A 26,349-nucleotide genomic window follows, 5' to 3' on the forward strand; every position below is an offset into this window, starting at 1 on the left:
TGGGTTTTGAACTACTCCGATAGCTCATCCAGTGGAATCGTCCGACGTGAGTGAAGTACCCGGCGGAGTCGGCCGCCAGCCACCGGTAAGGTCTTCTTACCGTTCGGCGATAACCGTTAAGTTCGTCCGACGGCTGAACAGCGGTATGGAACGACGACGATTTCTCGCTGCCGCCGCGGTCGGTGGAACTGCCGGACTGACCGGCTGTACCTCCATCCTCGGCGATGATGACGGCGCTGTGCCCGAACGGAACCCCGCCAACGAAGTCACAAACAACGTCACCACCGCCGTCGGACTGGCGAACACGGCCGCCCTATCGCTGGATGCCGTCGATACCCAGTTCGACGACCCGACGACGATAGAGTTCGACGAAACGGAGCCACGCGACCGGCTTGAAGAGGCCCGCACCGCGCTCGATGATGCTGAGGCCGCCGACGACGGGAGCAAGGCCGACGACATCGCCGCGGTTCGCAAGTACGTCGGTCTCGTCGAGTCGATGATCGATATGTTCGTCGCGCTACTCGGCGGCGCGGAGCAACTCGCTGACTCCGACGAGACGTTCGATCCGGAACAGATCGACCGACTCAAATCGAGCGTCAGTGCGGCCCGCGAGACCGTCGAGCGCGCTGTCACTGCACGGGACGCCGGCGTCGAGAGCCGCGACACCGTCGACAGTGACCGTCTGGCCGCGCTCGACGCGGAGTTCGAGACTGTCGCCGAGGGCTTTGCCAAACTCGTCGCCTTCACCGATGGGTTCGATGCGCTGACTGCGGGCTACGGGACGCTACTCGACGGTGTCGACCACATCGACACGGCCCAGAGCCAGTTCGAGGCCGAAACCTACAGCGACGCGCGAGCGGCCTTCGCCGACGCGACCACGGCGTTCGAGTCGGCCGGTTCGACGTTTGCTGGCGGCCGCTCGGACGCCCACGAGGAACTCGACGCGGAGTTCCAGCGTGCTATCGGTCGAAGCGACTCCCTGACCCGACTTTCGTCGAGCCACGAGTCGATGCTTGAGGGGCGCGAGCGGTTGATCGAGGGCCGCGACCAGTTCGAGGACGGGAACTTCGATGCCGCAAGCGATGCCTTCGCGGCGGCCGAGGACTCGTTCGCGGCGGCGTCCGAGGAGGTGGCCGACGACTCACGACCTGCAGGAGAGTTCGAGACGCAGTTCGAGCAGGCCCGCTGCCGTGCAGAGAACCTTCAGACGTCCGCAGAAGAGTTCGATGCCGCGGCCACCGCCGCGGACGACGGAAAACTTCGCGAGGCGGAGACCCGCTCCGATGCAGGCCAGGCGGCGCTCGATGCTGTTGTGAACTGCTGATCGTCGCTCGTCCGAGACGCTCTTTCCGTTATAGATCCTGCCAGACGTCCTCGTCCCAGTTTCCGGGCCCGTCGTCGCTGTCCTCCGACTCTTCAGGCTCTTCGTCTCGTGGTGACCCCCTGGCGGATCCATCGTCCCCCGCCGACGTTGACCGACTCATCGGGTTCGGGCAGGTCCATGCTCGGCCACGCGCCCTCGTCCCAGTTGCCGATCTTGCTGTAGTAGTAGACGACGTTACCGGTGATGACCGCGAAGAGGTCCCGTCGCCGGTCGTGGACGACCCGTTCTTTGGTGTCGATAGCGACGTCGACGACGTCTTCGAGCGTATCGAGTTCGATATAGTTGTTTCCGACCCACATCGGGATCGATCCGGTCGAGATCCAGTCCGCGTAGCGACGCCGGTGGATCTCCTGTTTGATCGCGTCGATATCCATGCTCTCGGGATCCGCCGCTCGAACCGTCCCGGCACCGGTCAACAGCAACAGGCCCACGAGGCCGGATAGCGATACTGCGAGCCAGTTCGGCGACTCGGTCCGTTCGACGGTCACCGTCGTGTCGGGGGACGCCGAGTCGGAGAGGTCGGACTCGAACCAGTACGCCCGGTCGGTCACGATCAGATTGCTCGACGTGCTCAAATCGCCCTGGTATCGTCCGGTATCGTACTCGGTTTGTAGGTGTACGCTGGTCTGTACGCTCCCGACGCCGGCGAGGCGTTGCTGGAGGTCGGCGAGGTCCTGCTGGAGGTCCACCACGTCGATCGATACCGACGACGTTGCCTCGCCGTCTTCGACGGTTACCGCCTCTTTTGCGAGTACTTTCTCCTCGTACCAGAACACGTCGCCGTCACGGGAGCCTTCGATCTGTACGGTCGCCCTGTGAGTTACCTCTGTCCCGTCCGGCGCGGTCGTCCGCGGTTCGATATCGACGACTGGCGAGGCATCTATCAGATACGTCGACCCGTCGTCCGAGATTCCGTCCCACTCCTCTTCGTCGACGACGTCGGCGCTGACCGCTCCTGTCGTCTCTATGGTTTGTCTGTCAGTCTGTTCGGTCGCCATCGTCGTGGGGGGCGTTAATGCGATTCCCGCCGCGACGATCAGCGCGAGCAGACCCGCGACTGCCAGTGCGATCATGACTCTCCGACCGTGGTTCGCGATCAGCAGTTTCGCGCGGGGATCATCGATCAGTGGCATCTTTGGGAAGTGAGTTGGTGTCGAGTCGTCGGCAGGTTCGATGAAGCCACGACGAGGTCATTGCCTCGCTCTCCGTCGGAACCCGGACTCGTACCGGTGGATTCTCTACGGTAAGCTATTCCTATACAGGAACTCCACTGATATAATTTTGTTGGAAAGACCGTTTGCGGAACAGTTTCACCCGTCCTGCCGTCAGAACCGTCATCAGAGCCACTTTCAGAAGCTTGCGGCGGAGCCGATACATCAGTGGAACGTCCTTGCCCGACCGGAGTCGGATGTCACCCGTTCCGAACAGGACGACGATCGCGAGCAGGCCGCCCACTGCGATGACGACGTTGATCGTCAACAATGCAACAAGCGGGTGGATCGAGTGCAACGCCGCGATTACGGTTGGCGGGAGTACCACGATATAGCGGTGTTCTGTGACGTACCGTGTGTACCGTCCCTCCGCTTCGGGAACCGAAAGCGTCACGCTGGTCTCCGCAGTCGAATCCCTGCTCACCCACGTCCGATCGGGCGAGGTGGAGACGTCCTCCCCGGGATCGAAGAACACGACAACCGGGACGAACCCGTCGTTGCGGACTGAATGCTCGACCGTCGAACTCCCGCCGGCTTCGATCACCAGCGGGTCCTCGCCCGGGGATTCGGCACTCGCGACGCCATATTCCTGGATTCCGGCGGGGACGACCATCGCCGCAGTCGCGGCGACGACGAGGACGACGATAACCGCGCCACCCACTACCCAGATTCCGACGACATCGGGGCGCGAACTCGACCGGCGGATCTCGCGGGCGCCTCTCGACCCCGTCAGCGCGGCAACCCCGATGAAAAAGACGCCGAGCGCGACGAACGCGCCGCCCATCTGTGTCCGCTCCAGTCCCCCCCGCCGCCGGCCGCGGAGACGACCGACTGCTGGAGGCCGTCGGCCGCCGATTGGACCCCCATGATCCCCGTCCCGAGATGGGGAATCGTCACGGCGGTATCCCCAACCTGGAGCGCGTGCGCGACGATCTGTCCCTCGGACACCGGTGGTTCACCCCCGTCCTGATCGGTAAACGGGTTGGCATCACCTTTGGTCACGTATCCCTCGTCGGTCTCGCCGACGACGCGATGGGTCGTCAGCCCACCGCCCTGTAGCTCCTCGGCATCGAAGACGACGATGTCGCCTTCGCTGACGTCGCCCGCGAGCAGGGCCGGGACCGCAACGAACCCGTCGCCGGCGTCTACCGCCGGCTCCATGCTTCCCGTAGAGACGAAGCCGAGCAAGATTGGCTGGCCGAGCAACTGCCCAAGCAAGAGTGCGAGGACGAGCACGACCAGTGCCGTGCCGAGCGCCGCTTCCGCGTACGATCTGAGCGTCATGGCGTCCCCCGCGTGCCGCCCGGAGGAAGCCGACCCGATAGTATCCGGGAAGCATCGTGCATACACCTACGTTGGTGCTCACCGGGTGATATATTTACTCCCCGCCGGTCAGACGTAGCGGCGGACCAGTTCCCAGATGCTACTGCGGCCGATCGCCAGGAGTCCGAACAGGGCCGCGACGCCGACCGTCGCGGTGGCAGGGTTGGCCAGATACCGCTGTGCGGTTTCCTGGACGGTTCCGCCCGACGACCCCACGGTCACCGTGCCGGCGTCGGCCCCGCTCACGCTCACCGACAGCGTTCCACCGCGGGTGAACTGCCGCGTGAACGTGACCGTCGCTTCCTCGCCTGCCGCGACGGTGACGGGTTTGCTCTGGTAGACGATACCGTCGACCGCCAACTCGGCCGTGAACGTCCCATCCTGATCGCCGACGTTCGCCACTGTCGCCGTGACGTCGACGGCGTCGCCGGGATCGATGTTGGTCGCCGACAGCGAGGCCTCAGTTACCTCAAAGGCGGGGCCGTCGGGTGGCTCCCTGACGACCATCCTCCCCGCACTGGTCGTGTAGATCGTCACGCCCCGGACCGTGCTGACGCTGACGTCGAACGCCCCGACCTGCTCGAAGGTCCGCTCGAACGTGACCACCTGCCTCTCGCCTGCCGACAGCCGGACATCCCGCTGGGCGACCACCGTCTCGTCGACTTCGAGGCGCACCGTCTGGATGCCGCGCGCGTCGCCGCTGTTCTCGACGGTCGCGGACACCGTCGCCGTCTCGCCCGCAACGATTTCCTCCGGTTCGACGGTCACGTCGGTGATTCCGATCGACGCCGATTCGTCGTCCTCGCTCTCGATGCGGATCGTGAAGTACTCGCCGTCCAGATCCTGCGTGCTGTCGACGGTCAGCCCTACCCCGACGGACTCGCCGGGATCCAGCCTCACTCGCTCGACTGCCTCGCCGGTATCGCTCCGGTGGAACTCGACGCCGTCGACATCGCTACTGACCCAGACCCGTTGTTCGTCGTCGCCGGTCGATCTGATCCGGAACGCCTCGTCGACGCTCGACTTCGAGTACGGCACCACGTCGACGGAAATCTTGATCTCCCCGTCCTCGACCGTCGCCACGCTGTCGTCGGTGGGTTCGATGACGATGTCTCCTCCGGGAGAGTCCTCCTGTGCGGCCACAGCCGGCACTGCGAACAGCAAAAGCAGGCAGACCGCGGCGGTGAGTAGGACTCTGGTTGGTGGCATATCGACGATGCATTAGATCGGGATGGTAATGCCCGGTCTCGGATTTCTGGGCGTTGACTACGGGTTATTCTTCGTGATTGTGATCGTGAGGGTCCCGGTGCTGTCGGAGCTACCACCCGTTTCAAGAACAGTTTCGCCAACTGTTGTTGTGCTTCCAGATCCGACATTTGTCGGGTTCATGCTGGGACTGTTGAACGAGAGATTATAATTTCCGCCATCGAGACCGAACGTCACGTCGAAGTCATCAGTAGTGGTAGCACTGTCGTTGACGATGTGGAACAGATCGTTGTAGGTCACTGTTGAGTTCGCTGGGAGGTCCTGTCCGCCACTCAGAGCGCCTGTGCCGAACACGACCGTCACATCTTGATCCATGACGCTGACCGCATTCCCGTCGAAGTCATTATTCGTCGCAGGGTCCTGATTATAGTCAGTGTCAGGAGCCGTGGGGAATTCATTCCCTGGCGTCGTGATTTCCGAGCCGCCTTCGTCAAGGAGCGCGATACTATCGTAGCTATTCGAGTCGATAACGATGTCGACGAACTCTTCTGCCAGGTCGCTTCCTGTGACGACGTTGACTTCGAGACTACGCTGTGCTTGCGTCTGGCTGAACGCACCCGATCCGAAAACTGCGCCGCCGCCTACTGTTAGTGCGCCCAATCCGACTATCATGTTACGTCTACTCGTTGGCATTGGTAATTTCTCCGTACAGTCTGCGTCGGAATCCGTAGGATCGGATTACCGACCGACTTTCTAACTACTACTCAGGACCCTATCTACTTTGTATTGAGTAGCTTGAACTTACTACGCCCGCGCCTGCCGAACCGCAGGGTGGGCTTGAAGCAGCGTTTCGACGGATTCGATCGGCGGCTCGCGGTGGTCGTCACGCGCGGTTGACGTCGGATCAACCGCATTGAGACTGCATATCGCGGGGTTTTGCGGCAATATCTACTTCTTCCGTGATGCTGCTAGCCATGGCTATCGAGACATCGATTTTGCCGAATCGCGGTATGCGAGTGGGTTCAAGCCCGGCTTGAAGACAGTATCGGCTAGGCAGTGACACTTCAAGCCCCCTAATACAATGTGGGTGTAGTTACTACATATGGGTAAGCGCATACTAAGCGCAAAGACTCAACAATGAAATCAAATCGACGAAGCGTTCTGGTCGGACTCGGTGCACTGACAGTCGGCGGTGGCGCAGTATTCGGTACGGGCGCGTTCAGTAGTGTGGAAGCTGACCGGCAGGTTACAGTCAATACAGCGGGCGATTCGGCAGGATTGCTCCAACCAGTTGTCAACGAGAGCAATTATACCGGCCTCACTGATAGCGCGCCAACAGGAACGAACAGTGAGAGTATAATCGGCATCCAACTTGACCAGATCAACGACAATGCTACTACCACGTTCGATGCGGCATTGACCATCACAAACGCTGGCTCTAACCCGGTTACTCTGACTATCGACGATAGCAGTCTTACTGGCGTTACGGTTACTCCGGCCAGTACTTCACTTGATGCATCGGGAGGCGCCAGTCCTTCAACAGATCTTACAATATCAGTCGATACCAATAGTAGCGTTTCTGGTGGCACAATGACAATAACGGCTACTGACAGCAGCTGATATTGCCAGTAAAAGGCTATTTAATATCACAGTCTATATCTATTCTTTCCCCCGTTATATTATTAAGATATGAAATCTTTTGATATGGACATATTCTTCAGCGCCTCCATCCGCGGCGGACGCTCCGACGTTGACCTCTACGCTGACCTCATCGACGTTCTCGAACAGCACGGCGACGTCCTCACCGAACACATCGGCGAGGAGAACGTCGAACAGAAGGAACAGGACGCCGGCCTCACAGATACGGACATCTACGAGCAAGACGTCGAATGGCTTCGGCAGGCCGACGCCGTCGTCGCGGAGGTCACCACTCCCAGTCTGGGCGTCGGCTACGAACTCGGGCGGGCCGTCGCGTGGGAGATCCCGGTGCTCTGTCTGTACCGTCCCGACTCCGAACACGAACTGTCGGCGATGGTGCGCGGGAACGCCGACGCACGCGTCGTCGAGTACGAAACGCTCGCGGACGTCGAACCGGCGATCGAGGAGTTCCTAACCGAGCACGTCTGAGACACGGAAGGACCACCCACAATTTTCCGCTGCCCGTCTTCCCCACGACAGCACTCGCCCACTCAGGAACGTGGGCGGGACTGAAAGGGGCTGGCCGGAGCGGGCAGGGGCTTTCGGGGTTCTCTTGACGTCGAGACCAGCAACACTCAGCTTAACTACTTCTCTTGTAACCCGAAACAACTAACAGCTATCCTTACATCCCCTGCAATAACTACTCTCTATGTCGACTACCGACGAGATGCCCGACCAGGGCGAGATCTTCGATCTCCTGAGCAATCATCGCCGTCGGTACACGATCCACTTCTGCAAGCAGCAGGGCGAGACAGTGACCGTCTCGGACCTCGCCGAGCAGGTCGCGGCCTGGGAACTCGACAAGGAGATCGTGGAACTCGACTCCGCCGAGCGCAAGCGCGTCTACACCTCCTTGCAGCAGACCCACCTGCCGACGCTCGACGAAGCGGGGATGGTCGAGTACGAGAACGGCGAGGTGACGCTGACCGAGCAGGCCGAGCAGATGGAGGTCTACATGGATATCGTCCCCGGCGACTCGATCCCGTGGGGCGAGTACTATCTCGGGCTGTCGATCATCGGCGGGATGGTGCTCACGGGGGTCTGGTTCGAGGTTCTCCCTACTGAGGCTGTGCCGGAGCTCGGGTGGGCGTTTGCGGTGCTGGTGCTGTTTGCTGGTTCGGCAGGCTATCACGTCTATCAGGGTCGACAGAACCGGCTCGGAGAGATGGAACGGCCACCGTAAGATCGGTGGTGAGGTCGACGTCGACGGCGTCTCCGGGTTTCCAAGCTTTTACTGTTTAGTTACTAGATAAACACGTTCACAGCAGTTATAATGCTTGAGAACGTATAATTTAGTAATGAAACGGCGGGCGTTCCTGGGGCTGGGGCCTCCTCAATCGGCGTCGGTACGCTGTACGGTACTGGCGCGTTTAGCTCTGTGTCCGCCGGTCGGGGGATTTCGGTGAACGCCGCCGACGATCCGAACGCTTTGCTCGGGGTCGAGGGAACTGCGGCGGATACGACCCCCTCATTCACGAACAACACAGCCAACCTTACAATGGATGTCACACTCGACAGTAACGATGACATCGAGTTCGACGTGAACGGGGATGACACCTACCAGTCACCACCAGTCAGTTTTACGATCGGTGCTGGAACTTCACAAGACGTGGCGCTTGCTGGGGGCGATCAAGAGGCTACTGTGACTATTTCGGCGGAACTCCTCGACTCGGCCGGCGATGCAGTTGGAAATATAAATCTGGATCGGGTGTTCGATATCCCTCAAGTTGCAGCTATCAGAGAAGTCACCGGTACAGTCTCAGCTGCTGGCAACAGTGGGAAGTACGAATTTAAACTTACTAACGAGAGCAGCAAGGAGGTGACGCTCAATGGATTTGGCGTCGACCGGACGAACCCGTTAGCTGAGAAAGTTGGAGGGAAAAACAGCGACACGATTTTGGAGCGGAACGGGACGCAGATAATTGATGAAGTAATTACGGTCGGTGGTGCTATCGTTGATGTCATCGGTGGTCAGGAAGTGACCTTGGCTCCCTCCGATCAGGCAAGTTTCGAGTTTCTTCGCTTCCGAGACGCTTCTGACAAAAACTTCGGGGTTGATGACGTTGATCTAACCGTGAGAGCCGAAGACGGTTCGAGCGCTATTGTAGAACTACGCCCCTAGTTTAGACCCACGATTTTTGTGTAGCCTACCATCTCTTCGCATTCAAATCAGTAGGATGATCTATATATATAGGATCAATACCGCTGTTCTCCTCGGTGGGTGATAGCGACTTCTCGAATTATTATAAATTTTCTTTTATTTTTCAAGCAGTAGATCTGTTTGCCGGGTTAATTCATGTTGTGTGATCGGCTGCGAACCATCTTTCTGTATCGTAGATGATTCTCTGGTCTCCGGACGCCGATCGCTAACCATTTTTTTGTGCGATCCAACACACGACCGTGACAACCCTCCCCTCCCTCCTCCTCTCTGACGTCCTCCCGCGCGTCCTCGGCATCGCCCTCGCAATCGGCGTCGGCGTCACGCTCGCCAACCTTGCCGTGGAGTTCGGAGCCGTCGAGTACGTCGCCGTCCTCTCCAGACCGCTCACCGGGCCCGCGAACCTCCCTGACGAGGTGGGAACGGCTATCCTCACCACCGCAACCTCTACCACCGCGGGCTATGGGATGCTCGCGGAGTTCCGCGAGTCCGGCCTGCTCGACGACCGGGCGACCCTCGTCGCAGTGACGATTAACACCTTCTTCGGCTTCGTCCAGCACATCTTCACGTTCTACATTCCCGTGTTGATCCCCATCCTCGGCCTGCAGGTCGGCGTCCTCTACGTCGGCGCGCGGGCCGGTATCGCGCAGCGATCACGCTCACCGGCATCCTCGGCGGCGCGCTCCTCCTCTCCGAGCGCAACGTCGATCCCGCGGCAGCGCCGTCGGTCGACGCGCCGGACGATGAAGAACCGACCCGGCGCGAGAAGGTGCTGAGCGCACTCCGGAGTACCTGGACACTCCTCCGGCGGATCGTCCCGCGCCTGGCAATCATCTACACGGTCGTGGTCGTCCTGGTCGAGACCTATGACGTCGCGGAAGCGCTCGACTTCGCCGCGCCGCTGTCGGGACTGCTTGGACTCCCCCGAGTCGATCCCCGTGATCGCCGTGTACGCGGTCGATACGACGGCAGGCGCGGTCGCCATCGCACCACAACTGGGCGATCCGTTTACGACTACCCAGGCGGTGGTCGCCATGCTCGTCGGCGGCGTCGTCTCCTTCGCCTTTTCGACGTTCAAGCGGTCGATCCCGTTCCAGTACGGCATCTGGGGGCCGAGTTCGGGACGAAGGTGATCATCGTCAACACGGTGTTGAAAATAGCGTTTATCAGCCTGACAGTCGCGTTGCTCCTGCTTCTGCCGTGACAGTCAGTTCTCCTCGCCCGTGACCGGCTGTCCCTCTTCGGTACGTGGCGCGATCTGATCGACGAACTCCTCGACGCTTGGCTTGTCGACGTAGACGCGGACGTGGATATCGCCCAGTTCGTCCGGGTTGCCGACCGCGAAGTTAATCACGCCCTCGAAGGCGGGCTGTTTCTTCAGTTCGAAAGTGAAGACGTCGCGGTTGCGGTTCTCGAAGAACGCGCCGCGTGCCGTATCGAGGATCGCCTGTCTGTGTAGCTGTTCGGAGAAGTGATCCATCGAGTGGGCTTCTGCCTGAATCTCGCCGTGTGTTTCCGTCAGTTCTGCTTCCGGGAAGAGATTGGTCACCGCGTCGCGTACGCGGTCAGTAACCTCGGTATCCCGTACCGGTGCCGTAATCTCGACGTCGATGCTGTATATCATTGTACGTGCTCGTGGGTTCCCTCGATGACGCGCTCGAACTGCTGCCGGAACGCCTCAAGGGAGTCGGTGTTCGCTATCGTCAGGTCCGCCCGCTCCATCGCCTCGTCCATCCCGAAGCCGAGTTCGCGCTCGTCGCGCTCGCGCAGCGCCTCGCCGCCGTCTTTGGCCTCCGTGTCCCGGCCGCGCTCACTGATGCGTTCGGCCCGCGTCTCGAACGGTGCCTCGATGCTGACGAGATAGAACGCGTCGCCGAAGGCCTCCTCGAAGACGTCGACCTCGACGCCGCTCCGGATCCCGTCGACGAGAACGGTATCGTGTTCTTCGAGCGCATCACGAAGCAGCGGGAGTGACTGCTCTGCGATGGCTGCCGGGCCGTTCTCCTCGCGGAGCGCCTGTGCCACCGTGCCGTGGTGTGTCGCGGGATCGAGCCCGCGGTCGCGACACTCCTCACGGATCACGTCTCCCATCGTCACGACCGGCACGCCCCGCTCCTCGGCGACGGCCGCGGCTTCGCCTTTCCCGCTTCCGGCGAGGCCGACGGTTCCGATAACTCTCATTAGCGAGAGGTAGCGCCGACGCGCGCTTAAGCGCTGTGAATCAGCGACCTTCCATCTCGGCGCTGAGCTGGTTCAGCTGTTCGATGCGCTTCTCGGTCGGCGGGTGCGTGCTAAAGAGCTTCGCGATCGCGCCCTTCGATACCGGGATGATGAAGAAGGCGTTCATCTCCGCCTCGTCACGCATGTCGTCGCTCGGAATCTTCTCCATCTCACCCGAGATAGTCATCAGCGCGGAGGCGAGCGCCGCCGGCTTGCCCGTGATCGAGGCGGCCCCACGGTCGGCCGCGTACTCGCGGTAGCGCGAGAGCGCGCGGATCAGGATGTAGCTGAATACCCAGACGACCAGCGAGATCAGGATGGCAACGATGATCCCGCCGCCCTGTCGGTTCCGCCCCCGCCGAAGAACGCGCCCCAGCGGACGATCATGAACGCGAGCGTCGACAGGAACGACGCGATGGTCATCACCATGACGTCCCGGTTCTTGATGTGGGCGAGTTCGTGGGCGAGTACGCCCTCCACCTCGTCGTCGTTCAGTTGCTGCAACAGTCCGGTCGTCACGCAGACCGCGGCGTTACGCTGGTTCCGGCCGGTCGCAAAGGCGTTCGGCACCTTGTCGTCGGCGACAGCGACGTTCGGCTTCGGCAGGTCGGCCTGCTGTGAGAGTCGCCCGATCTGTGCGTGCAACTGCGGATACTCCTCCTCGCTCACCATCTTCGCGCCCATACTTCTGAGCGCCAGTTTGTCGCTGTAAAAGTACTGTACGAACGAGAAGCCGCCGATCAACAGTCCTGCGACCAGTATACTCCCGCCGGTGTAAACCCAGATACCCGCGAAGAAGACGATGTAGAGTGCAAACAGCAGGAACATCGTCACTCCCATCCGAGCGCGGAGTCCCCAGTCGGCTTTCCACTGCATGGATACAGGTATGTGCTCAACGGCATTAAGACGTACTAACTTGTTCGATAATTGGAAGACGTCCTCCCAGCCCATACCGGGTAACAACGACGCCCTATTCGCCCTTCGGACGGGCATCCTTTCGAACAGTGGGGCCTACTTCCCTGTCTCTCCAATCACGACGACTACAGCGAGGTACAGGTCGACGACTACGGACCGGCCGCGAATGCGAGACCTGCAACGGTCGTCGGAACGCCGGTCTTAAACGCCACAGGGGCGTACAGACGTTCAATGAGTGAATCCCGTGCGTTCTGCCCGCGCTGTGGTGACTCCATCGAGACGCCACTGGAGGTCCGCGAGGCCCGCCGCGGCGACGCCGCCATCTGCGATAGCTGTTACTTCGACGAGTTCGAGCTGATCGATGCGCCCGACCGCGTGCAGGTGCTGGCCTGTGCGACCTGCGGCGCGGTCCACCGTGGCAATCGCTGGGTCGATATCGGCGCGGAGGACTACACCGACGTCGCAATCGACGAAGTGACCGAGGCGCTGGCCGTCCACATCGATACCGACGAGTTCTCCTGGCAGGTCGAACCCGAGCAGGTCGACGAGACGACGATCCGGATGCACTGTTACTTCACCGGCCTCGTCGGCGACGAACCGGTCGAGGAGCAGGTGACCGTGCCAGTGAAAATCTCGCGACAGACCTGCCAGCGCTGTGGCCGCATCTCCGGCGATTACTACGCCAGCATCGTCCAGTTGCGGGGCGTCGACCGGACGCCAACCTCGGACGAGATCGAGCGCACGAAAGAGATCGCAAACGAGGTCGTCGCCGAGATGGAGGCCACGGGCGACCGGGACGCCTTCGTCACGGAGATGACGGAGAACGACGACGGACTGAACATCCGCCTCTCGACGAACAAGATCGGGATGAAAGTCTCCCAGCGCGTCGTCAACGAGTTCGGTGGGAACTTCACCGACGCCGAGACGCTCGTCACCGAGGATTCGGACGGCAACGAGGTGTATCGGGTGACCTACGCGATCCGCCTGCCGCCGTACCGGCCGGGCCACGTCATCGACCCGAAAGACGACGACGAAGGACCGGTCCTCGTGACCAGCGCCCGCGGAAACCTGAAAGGCACCTATCTGACGACCGGCGAGCGCTACGAGGCGTCCTACGAGGACGGCGACTCGCCCGATGCGCGCCGACTGGGCACCATCGACGACGGTGAGGAGACCACGCTCGTCACCGTCGAGGACGAGCATGCCGTCCAGGTGCTCGATCCTGAAACATACAGAGCGAAGACGATTTCGCGTCCGGAGTACCTCGATCCGGATGCCGAGACGGTCCCGGTGCTGAAAAGCCGTGCCGGGCTACACGTCCTGCCCGAGGACGACCGGTCGCAGCGAAACGACGATGAGTGACCGGCTACGCGACCAGCGAGGTCGGGTGCGATGAGCGGCGACAGCGATGAACTTGCCCTCGCCGCGCTCGTCGAGAAACCCCGAACAGAGGTGGCAATCGAGGCGCTCCGATCGGAGGGTGTCTACGACGACGGCCGGATGGTTACGGAACACGACGACGGCACCGTAGCGCTCCCGGTCACCGACCCGCCGCAGGCGACGAGCGTGCTCGACGTCGTGCGCCAGACGGATCCCGAACTCCGCGCCCCCGACCTCGCCGACCTGCTCGCAGAGCGGGGTGGACCGACGAGGAGGTGGCGCGTGCGCCAGCCTCGTGGGCGGTGATCGGAAGTGTCGTTCTGGTCACGCTTGAGGACTGTCCCCGTGAAGAGGAAGTCGGCGAGGCACTGCTCGACCTCCACGGCGAGGCCGAGACCGTCCTCGCCGACGGCGGCGTCTCCGGCGTTCGCCGAGAGCCGAGCGGTCGAGTCATCGCCGGCGTCGACGACACCGAGACGATCCACACCGAACACGGCACCCGGTACGCGCTGGATCTTCGTGAGGTGATGTTCTCGCCGGGCAACAAGGCCGAACGCGTCCGAATGGCCGACGTCGTCGCTGGCGAGGACCCCCGCAACGGCGACCGACCACGACGGCCCCGAGCGCGTCTTCGACATGTTCGCGGGAATCGGCTACTTCACGCTCCCGATGGCCCGGGCCGGCGCACAGGTCACCGCGGCGGAGATCAATCCGAGCGCCTACCGCTATCTCATCGAGAACGCCGTGCTCAACGACGTGACTGACAACGTCGAGGCCTATCGTGCGGACTGTCGCGACGTCGACGTCTCGGACGCGGACCGCGTCGTGATGGGCTACTACGGCGTCAGCGACGAGGCCGGACAGGAACGCGACGATGGGGCGCGCTCGATGGAGGCCCACGAGTTTCTCGATACGGCGTTCGACGCCGTCGCTTCGGGTGGAATCGTCCACGTCCACGCGGCGACGCCAGAGTCGCGACTGTGGGACCGTCCCATTGCGCGGATCGAGGACACCGCCGACCGGGCCGGGCGTGGCGTCGAGTTCGTCGGCCGACGGCGCGTCAAGAGCCACGCCGAGGGCGTCTGGCACGTCGTCTGTGACGTCCGCGTCGAGTGAGTCACTCCTCCCAGTAGTCGACATCGTCGTCGATGTTGTAGTAGCCATGGAGCGACCGTTCCTCGCGTCCGCCCGGCGGCGATCCGACGAAAACGCCGAACTTCTCCATCTCGGGGTAGAGCGTGACGTCCGGTTCGTTCATCGTCGAGAACATCAGATAGCGGAGCGTCTCCTCGCCGTCGTTGAGGATCCGGTGACCGCCACGCTCGTTCGGCGGGAACGTCGCGAAGTCGCCGGGACGGAGCGGTTCGAGTCCCGTCTCGCGTTGCAACTGTCCGGTGCCGGCGAGCACGTAGAGCGCCTCCTCGTTGGCGGTGTGGTAGTGATACGGCCACGACCGGTCTCCTGGCGCTAACTCGTAGAGACTACAGCCGAGTTCGTCGGCGTCGGCCGCGCTGGAGAGTTCTTTGCGACGGAAGCGCGTTTCCTCCCTATCGTACTCGTCCCAGTCGAGGTCATCGACGTTGATTTTCATGATTTTATCAGCCTCTTGGTAGAGACTTTTTCAGGGTGCAGTATAGCTATTCGGCCGCCCCCGGTAGCGACCGGGTCCCGTGGTCGTCCCGCTGTCTTCAGAGCCGATATCGGTCCCAGAGCATCGAAGCGTTCGCTGAGGGCGTCGAGCCCCATCACGTCCCAACCGAGTACGCTCACGAGTGCTTCGGCGTCGAGTTCACGACGCTCGAAGGCTCGCTCCGGGAGCACGGCTGGGAGGACAAAGACGGCATGGCGTCTGTCTGCCGTGTCACCGCGCTCTGACCGGCGTAGCGCCGGAGAACGGTCCGTAGCTCCCGAGAGCCCGTTCCGTCCGCTTGCCGCATGATTAATGACGGTCCAACGTGTACCGTCGTATATGGATCGACAGCAGATTTTCGCGCTGTTCCTGACGTTCCTGATGGTCTCGTCCCTCGTGGCGATGACCGCGTCAGTGCTCTAGAACCCCCGAAGAACCGCTCGACAAGCCCGCGGCGCTTTCGCGCTCCAGCGTCGCTCCACCGCTTCTCTCGTACCTGTCCCGGTAGCTTCAGGTACTCGCCGTCGTCCATCGCGGCCGACTCGTGAGTGAGAATCAGGGAGACGAGATTCCCGAGCGCTTCCTGCTCGACGCGTCCGATCCCCGTACAGCCAGTCTGGGCGTCCTCCGCGACCCACATCTCGCGCTCGATGCCGAACACCGGTGGCTCGTACTGTTCGACCGTGGCTCGTTCCGTGATCGCTCGCTCCTCCGATCGCATACTGGCAGTACGTCTCCGGCGTACTAATCGTTTCGTGGGGGTCGACCGCTCAGTAAGAAAAGGTCCCGAGAGTCCGCTCTCTTCGGGTGATCGTCGCCGTCATTCGGTAGTGTCGATGCCGACTGTGTCGTTGATGGGGCACTTCTGCGTCGTTCCTGTTACGAGCAGGACCAGGCCGATAACCAGTGCAATAGCGCCCGCGACCGCTCCGGCCGCCCAGTAGCCGGCGAGCGCCGCTACCCCGGCGATGGCTAACACGATACCGATGACGAGGCGTCCGGTACGATCGATGCCGCCGACGTTTTGTTCCATGGTTACTCCTCCAAGTGGTAGTACGCTTGCTCTGACAATAGTTCCCGGTGGCGGTCGCCAGTCCCCACTCGGTACTCGCTCGGATTTCACAGCACCCTCACTCAGTATCCCAGACATCCGCTATCGGGCTGTTCGAGGACGAGCGGCCTGCCGACCCCGAGCCTGACGTCCGGGTAGTGTTGCTACCGGAATCGTTCTTCCCCGACCGCCCACCCGACGTTCCGGAGCCACGGGTCGACCGGCCGGCCCCGCCCCGGCCGCCCGCTTTATCGGGGTCGAACTCGGGGAGGTCAGGGCGGTCCATCAGCCGGATCTGCTCGTCGAACCACTCGGGGACGTCGTGACGCGCTCGGTCGAACAGATCCAGCAGGCTCGAATCCGCCAGATACGTCGCGCCGTAGTCGTCGGGCGACCGGACGATCCGGCCACACGCTTGGATCACAGTCCGGAGCGCGGTCCGGTAGTACCAGTCCCACTGGCCGTCTTCCAGTCGGTGGGCGACTCGGGAGTCGCGGGTGTTCGGGTACGGAGCCTTGCAGAGCACCTGCCAGCGGGCCAGCTCACCCTCCAGATCCAGCGCTTCCTCCATCTTCACCGAGAGGAAGACGCTGTCGTCGTCGCTGGCCTTCCAGGCGTCCAGATCCGCGTTCCGGTGCTCGCGGTCGTGGGTTCTGATCCGGTCGCCGACGCCGAACTCGCGGAGTCGCTCGGCAAGCCGGGACTGGATGTCGTAGGAGTGACAGTGGATCAGCCCCTTCTCGTCGTCGTGTTTCCGCATGATTCGGACGATAGACCGGGCCACCTTCGGCAGGGTCTCCGAGCGCTGCTCGTAGGTCATCTTGCTCTCAGTCACGTCGTACAGCGGCCGGTGCTCGACCGGGAAGGTGTGGCCAACGTCGACCAGCGCGACGTCATCGGGGTCGAGACCAACCCCGCGACAGAACGCCTCCTTGTTGAGGATGGTCGCCGACAGCAGTGCGAACTTGTTGCCCCGCTCCCAGACGGTGTGCTGGAGATATCGTTCGGGATCCATCGGCTTGATCGTCACCGGCCCACCGGCAGATCTTTGATCTGCCGAGGATCGCCTCGGGTCGCTCGACTCACCCCCTCGCCGTCGGAGTCCCCGTCGTCCTCGCTCTGGTCGACGAGCCACGTCGTCGCACTGTGTGGGTCGCGGTAGTCCTCGACGAACCAGTTCAGTTCGGAGATCAACTCCTGCAGGCGGTCGCGCTCGCCCGCCTCCTCGGCGGTGAGATCGCCCTTCCTGAGCAGGTCGTCCTTGCGCGTGGTGCACTGATCGACGAGCGCGTCGGCGTAGTCGACGGCGTCGTCGGTGCCGTCGAGGCTGGGGACCCGAAGGTCCTCCCAGAACGGCACGGTCCGGGGGCCGAGATGAGTCGTCGCGTACATCTCCGCCCACTCTGCGAGGCCGTGAGCCTCGTCGATAACGCAGACGTCCCGTTTGCGGAAGACGTCCGATCCCGCGGTCTGCATGAAGTACGCCAGCGTCATCGCGGCGATTCGGCGGTTCGAGGCGATGGCTCGATCCGAGAAGTAGGGACAGCGGTGTTTGACCGAGCAGTCGTAGCCTCGCTCGCGGGCGCAGGGGGCCTGGTCGACCTGCGTCTCCGTCTCGTCCGGCAGGATGCAGTTGTAGTTGCTCTTTCCTCGGATGATACTCAGATCCTCGAGCAGGTCGTCCTCGGCGACGTCGTCTAGCTGTGAGACCTGCGGCGTCGTGTAATACGCTTTCGTCGCCTGGCTGGGTGTCGCCTCGGTGCCGCGACGCGCAGAGCCAGCGATCGCACGCGCAAGCAGGGATTTGCCGCTCCCTGTCGGCGCACGGACGAGCACGACGTCGTTCCCGTCCTCGAAGGCGGACTGGATGTCGCCCAGGGCCGCCTGCTGGTTCCCACGGTATGCGGGTGCAGGGAACTCCTCGAAGATACGCTCGGGATCCACTGTCTCTTCCTTCTTCCCCTTCGTTCTTAACGTTGCGGAACCGAAAAATCGCCACGTCGATGCTCGCAAGGCGAGGGAAACGGCCTATTGTTTTACGGAGATACGCGCGATTTCGCTCGACCCACAGGTCGGACAGCCGTCTTTCTCCTGCGTGACGGTCGTGCCACACCGTCGACATTCGTGGTGTAACTGTGGCCCGCCGTACGCTCCGTATGCTCGTTTGAATCGTTGTTTGATCTCATCGAGTAGGGCCATCGGTGCTTCCCGCTGGCCGGAGCGCTTGCAAATACTTTGTGTTCGAGAGACTAGCTAAAGTCCGAAAAAGACATGTATACCGGTTGATACGGCGTTTCCCCGACCATCTCTCGGGGCGTCTCACTCTCCCGTATACTGCTCGATGGCGTCGACATCTGCGGCGTCCGGATAATCCGGCAGTTCGTCGACGCAGTCCATACACAGGAAATGCTCGGTGTTGTCCTCGAACTCCAGGGTCATTCCGCCTGTCGGCGTCGGCTTCGACGTCCAGAAGTCGCTGATGCCGCCGCCGATCCGTACGTTTCGGCTGCAGCCATCACACGGTTGACTTCCCATCGCGGGTCAGTAGGGCGTGCCCGCGTGAAAACTTTCTGCTGGGGCCGTTCGGGTACTGATCGCTATTCGCCCGGAGGCTTGCCACATCACCCGGAGTTTAGTCGACTCGTTCGCAGTTCCTCACATGGAGGTGAACTGTGAGGGCTGTGCGGGTTGCTGTATCGACTGGCGTCCCCTGATCGACGACGACGTCGATCACGAACGCGAGGGCCCGTACACGCCTCTCGATGACACCTATAACCTCACGCCGCTGACGCGGACGGAGATCCGGACGTTTCTCGCCGATGGGACGGCCGCGGCGTTGACGCCCCGCTTCTGGTCGGCCGACGACGGCGTCACCATCGACGGGCACGAACTCGCCGCCGTCGGAGGTGAACCCGTCTTCTTCGTCGGTCTGCGAAAGGTGACCAAACCCGTCGGTCCCTTCGAGCAATCCCCTCACTGGCTTCGTAGCTGTGTCTTCCTCGACTCGACCACGCTCCAGTGTCGGATCCACGACGATGACCGATATCCCGACCAGTGTGCGAGCTATCCCGGCCACAACCTTGCCCTCGACCAGGAGACCATGTGCGAACGCGTCGAAGCATCGTTCGGCGGCGAGCGTCTCCTTGACGACGACCCGCCCGACGAACTCGACGGCCTCCTGCTGGGTCCGCAGGCCCTCGGCGAAAAACTGTTCGTCCACCCCGACCCCGAGCGGCTAGACGGGCTGATCGACCGACTCATCGACGGCGAACTTCGGCCCGAGGACCGGGCGGAGTGTATCGCGGTCGCCGCGGCCTCTGCCCCGCCACGACGGCTATCGACGAGCAACACTACGAGCAGTACCGCGAGCAGGCGCTCGCCAGAACGTCCTGGATCGACGACGCGATAACGGAGTGGACAGACCGCTCGGGCGTGCTCGCCAGCCCCGCGCCGAAGCCAGACGTCGCCGCCGAAGTCGAGGACGACTGTGGCGCGCCCGGAACGCCGGGCTGGGAGTGAGCGCACTTCTGACTGGCCTGGGGGCGGGCGGAGCGTCGTCGGACAAGGTGAATTAATACATCTCGGGTCCGTTCCGGTCGTATGAACGTTCTAGTCACCGGCGCGACGGGTTTCGTGGGGCACCGACTCGTTCCCGCGCTCCTCGAGGCCGGCCACGAGGTGAGCGTACTCGTCAGGGACCGCTCCAGCTACGACCCGCCCGCCGACGACGTCCACGTCTTCGAGGGCGACCTGCTGGACCAGGGAAGCTTCGAGTCGGCGCTTGCGGACGTCGATGCGGCGTACTATCTGGTCCACTCGATGGGGGCGAGCGGCGATTTCGAGGAGCGTGATCGTCGGGCGGCGAAGAACTTCTCCACGGCCGCGAGCGCCGCCGACATCGACCGCCTGATCTATCTCGGCGGGCTCGGCCCCGGCGACGAGGCAGACGGCGTCTCGGCGCATCTCCGATCCCGCCAGGAGGTCGGCCGGATACTCGGCGAGGGCACCTACGATCTGACGACGCTCCGGGCCGCCGTCATCGTCGGCGAGGAAGCGCGAGCTTCGAACTCATCGACCAGCTAACCCACCGCCTCCCGGTGATGATCGCTCCCAGATGGGTCCGGACCCGCTGTCAGCCCATCGCTGTCGACGACGTCATCGTCTACCTGGTGGGCGTGCTCGACGCCGCGGAGACCGCCGGCGAGAGCTTCGAAATCGGCGGTCCCGACGTGTTGACCTATCAGGAGATGCTTCGACAGACGGCCGAGATTGCGGGCCGAACCGTCTACATCGTCCCGATACCGGTACTCTCTCCGACGCTTTCCTCACACTGGGTGACGTTCGTCACTGACGTGCCCAAGTCCGTCGCCAAGCCGCTGATTGCGGGGCTCAAGACGCCGGTTATCGTCAGGGAAAACCGTATCGAGGAGTTCGTCGATGTCGAACATACGTCGTTCGAGACTGCCGTCCGCCGCGCCTTTGGGAGCGACCCGGAGGCCGCTCGATGAGTGTCGAGTACGGTGACGCATGGGTCTACGAGAGCATCGTCGGAGCGATTCCCGGTCTTGACCTCTCCGACCGGGCGGCGGTCACGCTCCAGTTGATCGGCTTCGAGGTGGCGGTGTTGCTCGGCGCGCTCTACTACGATCTGTGGTACGCGGCCGCCTTTGGCTCTGTCGCGGTCGGTGTCGCGGCGGTCGGCAGCGCCGTCATGCTGCATTTCAGCCAGCGACTCCGATCGCTCGACCCGCCGGACGCCTACCGGAGCGCGCTCTTTGGCTCCAGTTTCGAGGTCGTCCTCGGTCTGGTCGCGTTCCTCGTGCTCGTGACGTATCTGTTCGTTCACGACCCGCAGACGACGTCGCTGCCGCTCCTCGAACGGCTGTTCGGGGCCGAACCGCCGCTGCTCGTCGTCTTCCTCGCATTGCTGATCGCGTGGGACGTTGCCTACCGGATCGGCACGAGTTGGTGGGCGAGCGTCGTCGGGGTCTGGCGCTCCTACCGCTACGAGTTCGACGCCGATTCCGCACGGGCGTACCGTCGACTCGACCTCCTCAACGTCGGCTTCGCGGCGATCCAGCTGCGTTGCTCCCGTTCGTCTGGGATCGGCCAGTGCTGGTAGTGGCCCTGGTCGGTCACGTCCTCGCGACCGGCGGTGCGGTCGCTATCTCGACGGCGCTGCTGAGATAAGTCGGGGAGAGGCCCCAAAACACGTCGGCTAGTCGGACTTGATCTGCTCGAACGTATCGAGTAGCTCCTCGGTCGACTCGCCCGAGTCGTACTCGATCGTACCGTTGTACTCGTCTCTGGCGTCGTCGAAATCCGCATCGACCGTGCTCGCTTTCTCCTCTCGACGTTCGTGTTCGTCCTCGTCGTAGGATCCAAGTGACATGGTAAGTATTCACATACTTAGTTATGATTGGATATTAATGTAACGGTCGTTTGAACGGGTACTCGATCGATGACGAAGCGATCCCGTCGAGGACAACTGGTTTAGCCCTCCGATACCAGCTCTCTTCGTGGCGAGCCCGCTTCGATTCCGCAGATCAGACCAACGCTGGACGGCATCCCGCGCAGAACGAGATATCTTCGACCCGCTAGATGCCAACCTCGGCGCGCAACGAACGACGCCTCGATTCGAGCCGACCGGCAACTGGAATATCCGCCGGTACGACGTCGACAACGGTGACCTTGCGCTGTTCGCCTGGGGCGACGATCACGGCTACTGGCTTGGCAACACCGAGACGCCGGAGTCGCTTTGGCGAACCGAAAAGTACGGCTGGCGTGGCGTACCGCACCAGATCGCCCGCTGGGCACAGCGGGAGCTTCTGGCCGAACTCCTCGACGAGGACCCGTGGCTGGAACCGTACGATCACCTCTCGTGGTATTTCCTCCCCGTATTCATGTCCAAAGACGGCCGCGAGACGACGCGGGCGTTCTTTCACGATCACGCCAGCGGTTTTCCCGACGCCGACAGCGACGACGCGCTGGCGTTTTACAACGACTTCCTTTCGACGGGGCGTCTCGACGAGTACCGCGAAACGATGGCGGGCAAACTCGGGACGAGCGAAGTGTTCGATAGAGTGCGCATGACTGCGGCGATGGGCGAGTTCAACGCCGCGAAGCTACTGGTTGACGCCGGCTACGAGATCACGCCCGAGATCGAGGTCGGGACGGGCCACTCGCTCGATTTCCGGGCCCGGGAGGAGGAGCCAGTGATACGATGGAAGCGGACGGCGGTTCGGGGACGCTGGTCGAAGTGACGCGACCACAGCCACCGACGCGCCGCAACGCGAACACACCGAGGGCTGCAGTCCGAGAGACTGCCGGGACGAAGGCGACGGGCCAACTCCAGCACAACGGTGATGCGGTGCTGTTCGTGGACTGTTCGAGTTTTCGTGAGGACGAGTGGGCGTCGATCAAAGGCGAACGCCCCGACCTCCCCATCGACCGGCGGTCGTCTATCGCGTGCGACCGTCGGGGTCGGTAGACGGGTACGCCACGGGGACGCCCCCGCTCGACGTCGACGCTATTCTCGATAAATAGCTAGAAAGAGCGCTGGTCCGGACCGTACGGACTCCCCAGCGGCGTCGGATCACGGTCGCTGTACCCCTTCCGGCCGATTGCCTTCTCGCTAACGCCCGAGTAGATGGCGAACTCGGCGTCCTCTTTGTGTTCGTAATTCTCCGACCCGGTCCGTTCGAGGACCTCCCGCACCGTCTCGTTCGAGAGCTCTAGCTCTTCGTCGCCGTAGCGTTCGAGCAACTGTTCGGACGTCATCGGAAAATCGTTGTCGGTAAGCATTTCGGTAGCGTTGGTCGTCATCAACTGTTCTTCGGTGAAAGATCATTATAAAACTTTTCTATAATGATGACCGGTGGGATTGCAGACCCTGATATTCCTTGTATGTCCTCTAGTGTCGAATGGTAACACGCCACACGTTTCTCATCAGAACGCACAGAAGTCGTGTACAGCCCCGATCCAGTGAGCCGGTTCCATCCGTGAGCAATCTGGCCGTGGCAATACGTTAGGCCAGCGCCTCGGCGACGCGCTCGATCGGGTGGGGTGGCTTGCCGTGTTGCTCTTCATAATCCGATAGCTGTGTCCGACAGGACGCACCGGGCGCGACGACCTGCTCTGTCGGCGAATCGTCGACCTGCCCAAACAGGGTGTCGGCGATCGCCTGACTCATGGAGTAGTGTTCCGACTCGTAGCCAAAGCTTCCGGCCATGCCACAGCACGACGAGTCCAGCGGGTCGACCTCGTAGCCGGCCCGCCGGAGGACGCCGACTGCGTGGTGGTCCTTTCGCGTCGCCTTCTGCTGGCAGTGGCCGTGGTACGTCAGCGACTCCTCGCCGGCGTCGAACTCCATGCCCCGGTCGAGTTCGAACCGATCGATATACTCACAGACGCCGTAGGTGTTTGCCGCGACTGCGTCGACGTCCTCGCCCGAGAGCAACGACTGGTAGTCCGACTGGTACATCACGGCGTCGGAGGGTTCGACCGACACCACGTCCCAGCCATCCTCGACCAGCGGTGCCAGTACGTCGACGTTCGACCGCGCCGTCTCTTTTGCGTAATCGAGCATACTCTTCGAGAACGCCGGGCGGCCGCTGTCGGTGACGTCGTCGGGGACGCGGACGTGTACGCCTGCGGCCTCCAGCGCCTCGACGGCGGCTTTCCCGACGTGAGGATGCGTGTAGTCGGTGTAGGGATCGGCGATCAGCAGGGCCTTGTGGTCGGCCTCCGATTCGGCGACCGTCGAGCCACCGCGCGAGCGCATCCACTTGCGGAACGTCTTCCGGTGGAACACGGGGAGGTCCCGCTCGCTCGCGATGCCGACCGTCTTCTCCATCACCCAGTCCGTGCCGGGAACGCTCATTGCCGCGTTCGAGAGCGGCGCGAACGTACTGCCGAGTTTGAACAGCGTCTCGACGTTGGCGAACAGCCGATCACGGAACGCGATTCCCTCGCGCTGGTGGTACTCGTGGGTCACTTCGGCCTTGAGTTTCGCCATGTCGACGCCGCTCGGGCAGTCGTTCTTGCAGCCCTTGCAGGCGATACAGAGGTCGAGTACCTCGTTGACGAACTCGTCGGAGAACAGTTCGTCGGGGAGTTCTCCGTTCATCGCGTTCCGGAGCATGTTCGCCCGGCCACGGGTCGAGGTGATCTCCTCGTCGGTCGCTCGGTAGGTCGGACACATCGTCCCGCCGGTCGTCTCCTGGTGGCCGGTACAGCCCGCACAGCCGTGACAGAGCTCCGTCATCCCCTGGAAGCCGTTGTCGTTCTCCCAGTTGAGTTCTGGCTCGAAGCCGGCGTCGAAACTGTACTCGGGGTCGAAGCGGAGGTTCTCCGTCGGGTCGTGCTCGCCACAGACGTTGCCCGGATTGAGCAGACCGTCGGGGTCGAACGTCGACTTCATCTCGCGGAAGACACCCCATAGCTCCTCGCCGTAGAGTTTCTTGTTCCACCTGGTGCGGGCCCGTCCGTCGCCGTGTTCGCCCGAGATGGAGCCGTCGTACTCGACGACCAGGTCGGTGATCGCTTCGGAGATTTCCGCCATCGTCTTGATGCCGTCCTCGGATTTGATGTTCAGAAGCGGCCGGATGTGTAACACGCCAGGACCGGCGTGTGCGTAGTAGGAGGCGAAGGTGTCGTGTTCCTCGAAGACGTCCTGGATGTCGGCGACGTACTCGGGGAGGTTCTCGGCAGGCACGGCGGTGTCCTCGACGAACGGCCAGTGTTTGTCGTCGCCGGTCCGCGAGAGCAGGATCGGGAGGCCGGATTTGCGCATCTTCCAGAACTTCGCCTGGCGGTCCGGATCGTACGCCTCCAGCGCGTCGACGGCGTTGATCGGCGCGTCGGTAGTCGTCGGGTCCTCGGGGTCGATTTCGGCGTCGTGGTCGGGTAGGCGGTCGGCCAGCAGGTTCGCGACTTTCTGTTTGCCTGCTTCCGTCGAGTCGGCGTAGAACTCAACCAGTAGCGTCGAAGCTGTTCCGTCCGGAAGTGTGGCGACGAGATCGGAAAACTGGCTCGTGTCCCGCGCCAGATCCAGCAGGACGTCGTCCATCACTTCGACCGCCGCTGGATCGTGTTCGAGGATCGGCGCGACGTCACGCATCGCCGACAGGACGTCGTCGTAGGTCAGCAGGACGACAGACGTCTCGTCCGGAATCGGTTCCAGGGAGACTTCTGCCTCGGTGACGATTGCCAGCGTGCCCTCGCTGCCTGCCAGCAGTCGTCCGACGTTGATCTGTCCCCGGTCGTCGACGTCCTTGACGAGTCTGTCGAGGTTGTAGCCCGAGACGTTGCGCTTGAGGTCGGGGTAGCGAGCCTCGATTTCGTCCGTGTGCTCGTCGAGAATCGTCGCGACCTGGGCGTAAATCCGGCTTTCGAGGTCGTCGGTTCCAGCGAGGTCGTCGAGGTCGTCCACGTCGACCCAGCCAAACTCCGTCACCGTTCCGTCGGCGAGTACAGTCTCGATGGACTCGATGTAGCCGTCCGCCTTGTGGTATTTCAGCGAGTGTGCGCCGGTCGTGTTGTTGCCGATACAGCCACCGAGCACGCTCTTGTCGCCCCACGCAGGGTCGGGGGCGTATTTCAGTCCGTGCTCTTCGAGATGGTCGTTGAGTCGTGCGAGGGTGATCCCCGCCTGTGCGCGGGCCCGCCCCGCGTCCGGGTCCATCGAGAGCATCCCGTCCATGTGGCGCTTGAAGTCCAGTACGACCGCCTCGTTGACAGCCTGTCCGGCGAGGCTGGTCCCGCCACCACGCGGTAGCACTGGGATCTGGTTGTCGGCACAGTACTCCATCACTGCCTGTACGTCGTCGGTCGATCTCGGCGAGACAACTCCGATCGGTAGCTGCTGGTATGCGCTCGCATCAGTCGCATATAACTGCCGACTGTAGGAGTCAAATCGCACATCGCCGTCGACCAGCGCTTCGAGATCGTCGACGAGATCCGGACGTTCGACCTCGTCGCTCTGATAGTCGTAGTCGGCCCGAGGATCGTCCGCCACGTCGATATCTCGTGCCGAATCTGGCTGATAGGTGTCGCTCATCTTGCCTTCCAATCGTCATGTACATTGTTTTTCGTACACTTTAACCTGCGTAAAGGCACCAGTAAGCGGGGGTATCGTAGCGAGGACTATCACACAAACAAAAACGAGTCGCT

21 protein-coding genes and 8 pseudogenes are annotated in these 26,349 nt (G+C 62.4%); 13 read left to right on the forward strand and 16 right to left on the reverse strand.

Translation table 11 applies throughout. The annotated features are described in order from the left end of the window. Positions 1 to 145: 145 nt before the first annotated feature. Positions 146 to 1,324, forward strand: a complete 1,179-nt coding sequence (locus ACFQH2_RS03370; protein WP_377056815.1) for a hypothetical protein — start codon at positions 146 to 148, stop codon at positions 1,322 to 1,324. Positions 1,325 to 1,416: 92 nt separating this feature from the next. Here ACFQH2_RS03370 and ACFQH2_RS03375 read toward each other — a convergent pair whose 3' ends face one another. From ACFQH2_RS03375 to ACFQH2_RS03395, 5 genes are all read right to left on the reverse strand, one after another. Continuing rightward, entirely contained in the window at positions 1,417 to 2,517 is a 1,101-nt protein-coding gene (locus tag ACFQH2_RS03375; protein ID WP_377076449.1) for a DUF5305 domain-containing protein, read from the reverse strand. A 121-nt stretch (positions 2,518 to 2,638) separates the two neighbouring features. Continuing rightward, the gene (locus ACFQH2_RS03380; RefSeq protein ID WP_377076450.1) at positions 2,639 to 3,379 is read right to left on the reverse strand and encodes a hypothetical protein; all 741 of its coding nucleotides are present in this window, start codon (positions 3,377 to 3,379) and stop codon (positions 2,639 to 2,641) included. Then, the gene (locus ACFQH2_RS03385; RefSeq protein ID WP_377076451.1) at positions 3,325 to 3,879 is read right to left on the reverse strand and encodes a signal peptidase I; all 555 of its coding nucleotides are present in this window, start codon (positions 3,877 to 3,879) and stop codon (positions 3,325 to 3,327) included. Before ACFQH2_RS03385 ends, ACFQH2_RS03380 begins: the two co-directional genes overlap by 55 nt. A 108-nt stretch (positions 3,880 to 3,987) precedes the next feature. Continuing rightward, positions 3,988 to 5,127, reverse strand: a complete 1,140-nt coding sequence (locus tag ACFQH2_RS03390; protein ID WP_377056821.1) for a CARDB domain-containing protein — start codon at positions 5,125 to 5,127, stop codon at positions 3,988 to 3,990. 57 nt (positions 5,128 to 5,184) lie between these two features. After that, entirely contained in the window at positions 5,185 to 5,796 is a 612-nt protein-coding gene (locus ACFQH2_RS03395) for a hypothetical protein (RefSeq protein WP_377057155.1), read from the reverse strand. Positions 5,797 to 6,828: 1,032 nt separating this feature from the next. Between ACFQH2_RS03395 and ACFQH2_RS03400 the strand changes: the two genes are divergently transcribed. From ACFQH2_RS03400 to ACFQH2_RS03415, 4 genes and pseudogenes are all read left to right on the forward strand, one after another. After that, positions 6,829 to 7,251 (forward strand): nucleoside 2-deoxyribosyltransferase, encoded by a 423-nt coding sequence (locus tag ACFQH2_RS03400; RefSeq protein ID WP_377056823.1) that lies wholly within the window; start codon positions 6,829 to 6,831, stop codon positions 7,249 to 7,251. Between the two features lie 220 nt (positions 7,252 to 7,471). Beyond that, entirely contained in the window at positions 7,472 to 8,005 is a 534-nt protein-coding gene (locus ACFQH2_RS03405; RefSeq protein WP_377056825.1) for a DUF7344 domain-containing protein, read from the forward strand. A 219-nt stretch (positions 8,006 to 8,224) separates the two neighbouring features. Further along, positions 8,225 to 8,944: a hypothetical protein gene (locus ACFQH2_RS03410; RefSeq protein ID WP_377076452.1), complete on the forward strand. Its 720-nt coding sequence runs from the start codon at positions 8,225 to 8,227 to the stop codon at positions 8,942 to 8,944. A 278-nt stretch (positions 8,945 to 9,222) separates the two neighbouring features. Next, positions 9,223 to 10,184: pseudogene (locus ACFQH2_RS03415) on the forward strand (nucleoside recognition protein). Between the two features lie 3 nt (positions 10,185 to 10,187). Here ACFQH2_RS03415 and ACFQH2_RS03420 read toward each other — a convergent pair. The 3 genes and pseudogenes from ACFQH2_RS03420 to htpX all read right to left on the reverse strand — a co-directional run bounded on the left by ACFQH2_RS03420 (position 10,188) and on the right by htpX (position 12,076). Beyond that, the gene (locus ACFQH2_RS03420; RefSeq protein ID WP_377056831.1) at positions 10,188 to 10,604 is read right to left on the reverse strand and encodes an RNA-binding domain-containing protein; all 417 of its coding nucleotides are present in this window, start codon (positions 10,602 to 10,604) and stop codon (positions 10,188 to 10,190) included. Then, positions 10,601 to 11,161, reverse strand: a complete 561-nt coding sequence (locus ACFQH2_RS03425) for an AAA family ATPase (RefSeq protein WP_377056833.1) — start codon at positions 11,159 to 11,161, stop codon at positions 10,601 to 10,603. Before ACFQH2_RS03425 ends, ACFQH2_RS03420 begins: the two co-directional genes overlap by 4 nt. A 40-nt stretch (positions 11,162 to 11,201) precedes the next feature. After that, positions 11,202 to 12,076 (reverse strand): annotated as a pseudogene (gene htpX / locus ACFQH2_RS03430) (zinc metalloprotease HtpX). A 270-nt stretch (positions 12,077 to 12,346) separates the two neighbouring features. On the opposite strand from htpX, the gene ACFQH2_RS03435 reads away from it, so the two are divergent. Together ACFQH2_RS03435 and ACFQH2_RS03440 are read left to right on the forward strand one after the other, a co-directional pair. Continuing rightward, positions 12,347 to 13,477, forward strand: a complete 1,131-nt coding sequence (locus tag ACFQH2_RS03435) for a 60S ribosomal export protein NMD3 (RefSeq protein ID WP_377056837.1) — start codon at positions 12,347 to 12,349, stop codon at positions 13,475 to 13,477. Between the two features lie 30 nt (positions 13,478 to 13,507). Then, positions 13,508 to 14,611 (forward strand): annotated as a pseudogene (locus ACFQH2_RS03440) (class I SAM-dependent methyltransferase). 1 nt (position 14,612) lies between these two features. Here the strand turns inward: ACFQH2_RS03440 and ACFQH2_RS03445 are convergent. Beyond that, on the reverse strand, positions 14,613 to 15,086 hold the full coding sequence (locus ACFQH2_RS03445) for a cupin domain-containing protein (protein WP_377056841.1): 474 nt from the start codon (positions 15,084 to 15,086) through the stop codon (positions 14,613 to 14,615). Positions 15,087 to 15,121: 35 nt separating this feature from the next. Here ACFQH2_RS03445 and ACFQH2_RS03450 point away from each other — a divergent pair, with 35 nt between their 5' ends. Then, positions 15,122 to 15,370, forward strand: coding sequence for a hypothetical protein (locus ACFQH2_RS03450; RefSeq protein WP_377076453.1), 249 nt, complete (start codon positions 15,122 to 15,124; stop codon positions 15,368 to 15,370). A 299-nt stretch (positions 15,371 to 15,669) separates the two neighbouring features. Continuing rightward, positions 15,670 to 15,873, forward strand: a complete 204-nt coding sequence (locus tag ACFQH2_RS03455) for a hypothetical protein (RefSeq protein WP_377076454.1) — start codon at positions 15,670 to 15,672, stop codon at positions 15,871 to 15,873. A 72-nt stretch (positions 15,874 to 15,945) separates the two neighbouring features. Here ACFQH2_RS03455 and ACFQH2_RS03460 read toward each other — a convergent pair whose 3' ends face one another. From ACFQH2_RS03460 to ACFQH2_RS03475, 4 genes and pseudogenes are all read right to left on the reverse strand, one after another. Further along, positions 15,946 to 16,158, reverse strand: a complete 213-nt coding sequence (locus tag ACFQH2_RS03460; protein ID WP_377056847.1) for a YgaP family membrane protein — start codon at positions 16,156 to 16,158, stop codon at positions 15,946 to 15,948. A 97-nt stretch (positions 16,159 to 16,255) separates the two neighbouring features. Continuing rightward, positions 16,256 to 18,120, reverse strand: a pseudogene (locus tag ACFQH2_RS03465) (helicase C-terminal domain-containing protein). 84 nt (positions 18,121 to 18,204) lie between these two features. Then, a complete protein-coding gene (locus ACFQH2_RS03470; protein WP_377056851.1) occupies positions 18,205 to 18,375 on the reverse strand; it encodes a hypothetical protein in 171 nt (56 codons plus the stop codon). Positions 18,376 to 18,495: 120 nt separating this feature from the next. Continuing rightward, the gene (locus ACFQH2_RS03475; RefSeq protein ID WP_377056853.1) at positions 18,496 to 18,711 is read right to left on the reverse strand and encodes a DUF7561 family protein; all 216 of its coding nucleotides are present in this window, start codon (positions 18,709 to 18,711) and stop codon (positions 18,496 to 18,498) included. Between the two features lie 124 nt (positions 18,712 to 18,835). Between ACFQH2_RS03475 and ACFQH2_RS03480 the strand changes: the two are divergent. The 3 pseudogenes from ACFQH2_RS03480 (at position 18,836) to ACFQH2_RS03490 (ending at position 21,366) form a co-directional block, all read left to right on the forward strand. After that, positions 18,836 to 19,695: pseudogene (locus ACFQH2_RS03480) on the forward strand (YkgJ family cysteine cluster protein). A gap of 81 nt (positions 19,696 to 19,776) precedes the next feature. After that, positions 19,777 to 20,684: pseudogene (locus tag ACFQH2_RS03485) on the forward strand (NAD(P)H-binding protein). Next, positions 20,681 to 21,366, forward strand: a pseudogene (locus ACFQH2_RS03490) (hypothetical protein). Before ACFQH2_RS03485 ends, ACFQH2_RS03490 begins: the two co-directional pseudogenes overlap by 4 nt. A 28-nt stretch (positions 21,367 to 21,394) precedes the next feature. On the opposite strand, the gene ACFQH2_RS03495 reads toward ACFQH2_RS03490, so the two are convergent. Further along, positions 21,395 to 21,568: a DUF5786 family protein gene (locus ACFQH2_RS03495; RefSeq protein WP_377056861.1), complete on the reverse strand. Its 174-nt coding sequence runs from the start codon at positions 21,566 to 21,568 to the stop codon at positions 21,395 to 21,397. A 127-nt stretch (positions 21,569 to 21,695) separates the two neighbouring features. Here ACFQH2_RS03495 and ACFQH2_RS03500 point away from each other — a divergent pair. Next, a pseudogene (locus ACFQH2_RS03500) lies at positions 21,696 to 22,722 on the forward strand (DUF5784 family protein). Here ACFQH2_RS03500 and ACFQH2_RS03505 read toward each other — a convergent pair. Next, complete coding sequence (locus ACFQH2_RS03505) at positions 22,723 to 23,001, reverse strand: DUF5789 family protein (RefSeq protein ID WP_377056865.1); 279 nt, start codon at positions 22,999 to 23,001, stop codon at positions 22,723 to 22,725. A gap of 202 nt (positions 23,002 to 23,203) precedes the next feature. Beyond that, positions 23,204 to 26,236 carry an FAD-binding and (Fe-S)-binding domain-containing protein gene (locus tag ACFQH2_RS03510; RefSeq protein WP_377056867.1) on the reverse strand — a complete coding sequence of 1,011 codons (3,033 nt, stop codon included), beginning with the start codon at positions 26,234 to 26,236 and terminating at the stop codon, positions 23,204 to 23,206. Positions 26,237 to 26,349 lie beyond the last annotated feature (113 nt).

The sequence above is a fragment of the Natronoarchaeum sp. GCM10025703 genome, assembly GCF_042661985.1.
Lineage (GTDB): Archaea > Halobacteriota > Halobacteria > Halobacteriales > Natronoarchaeaceae > Natranaeroarchaeum.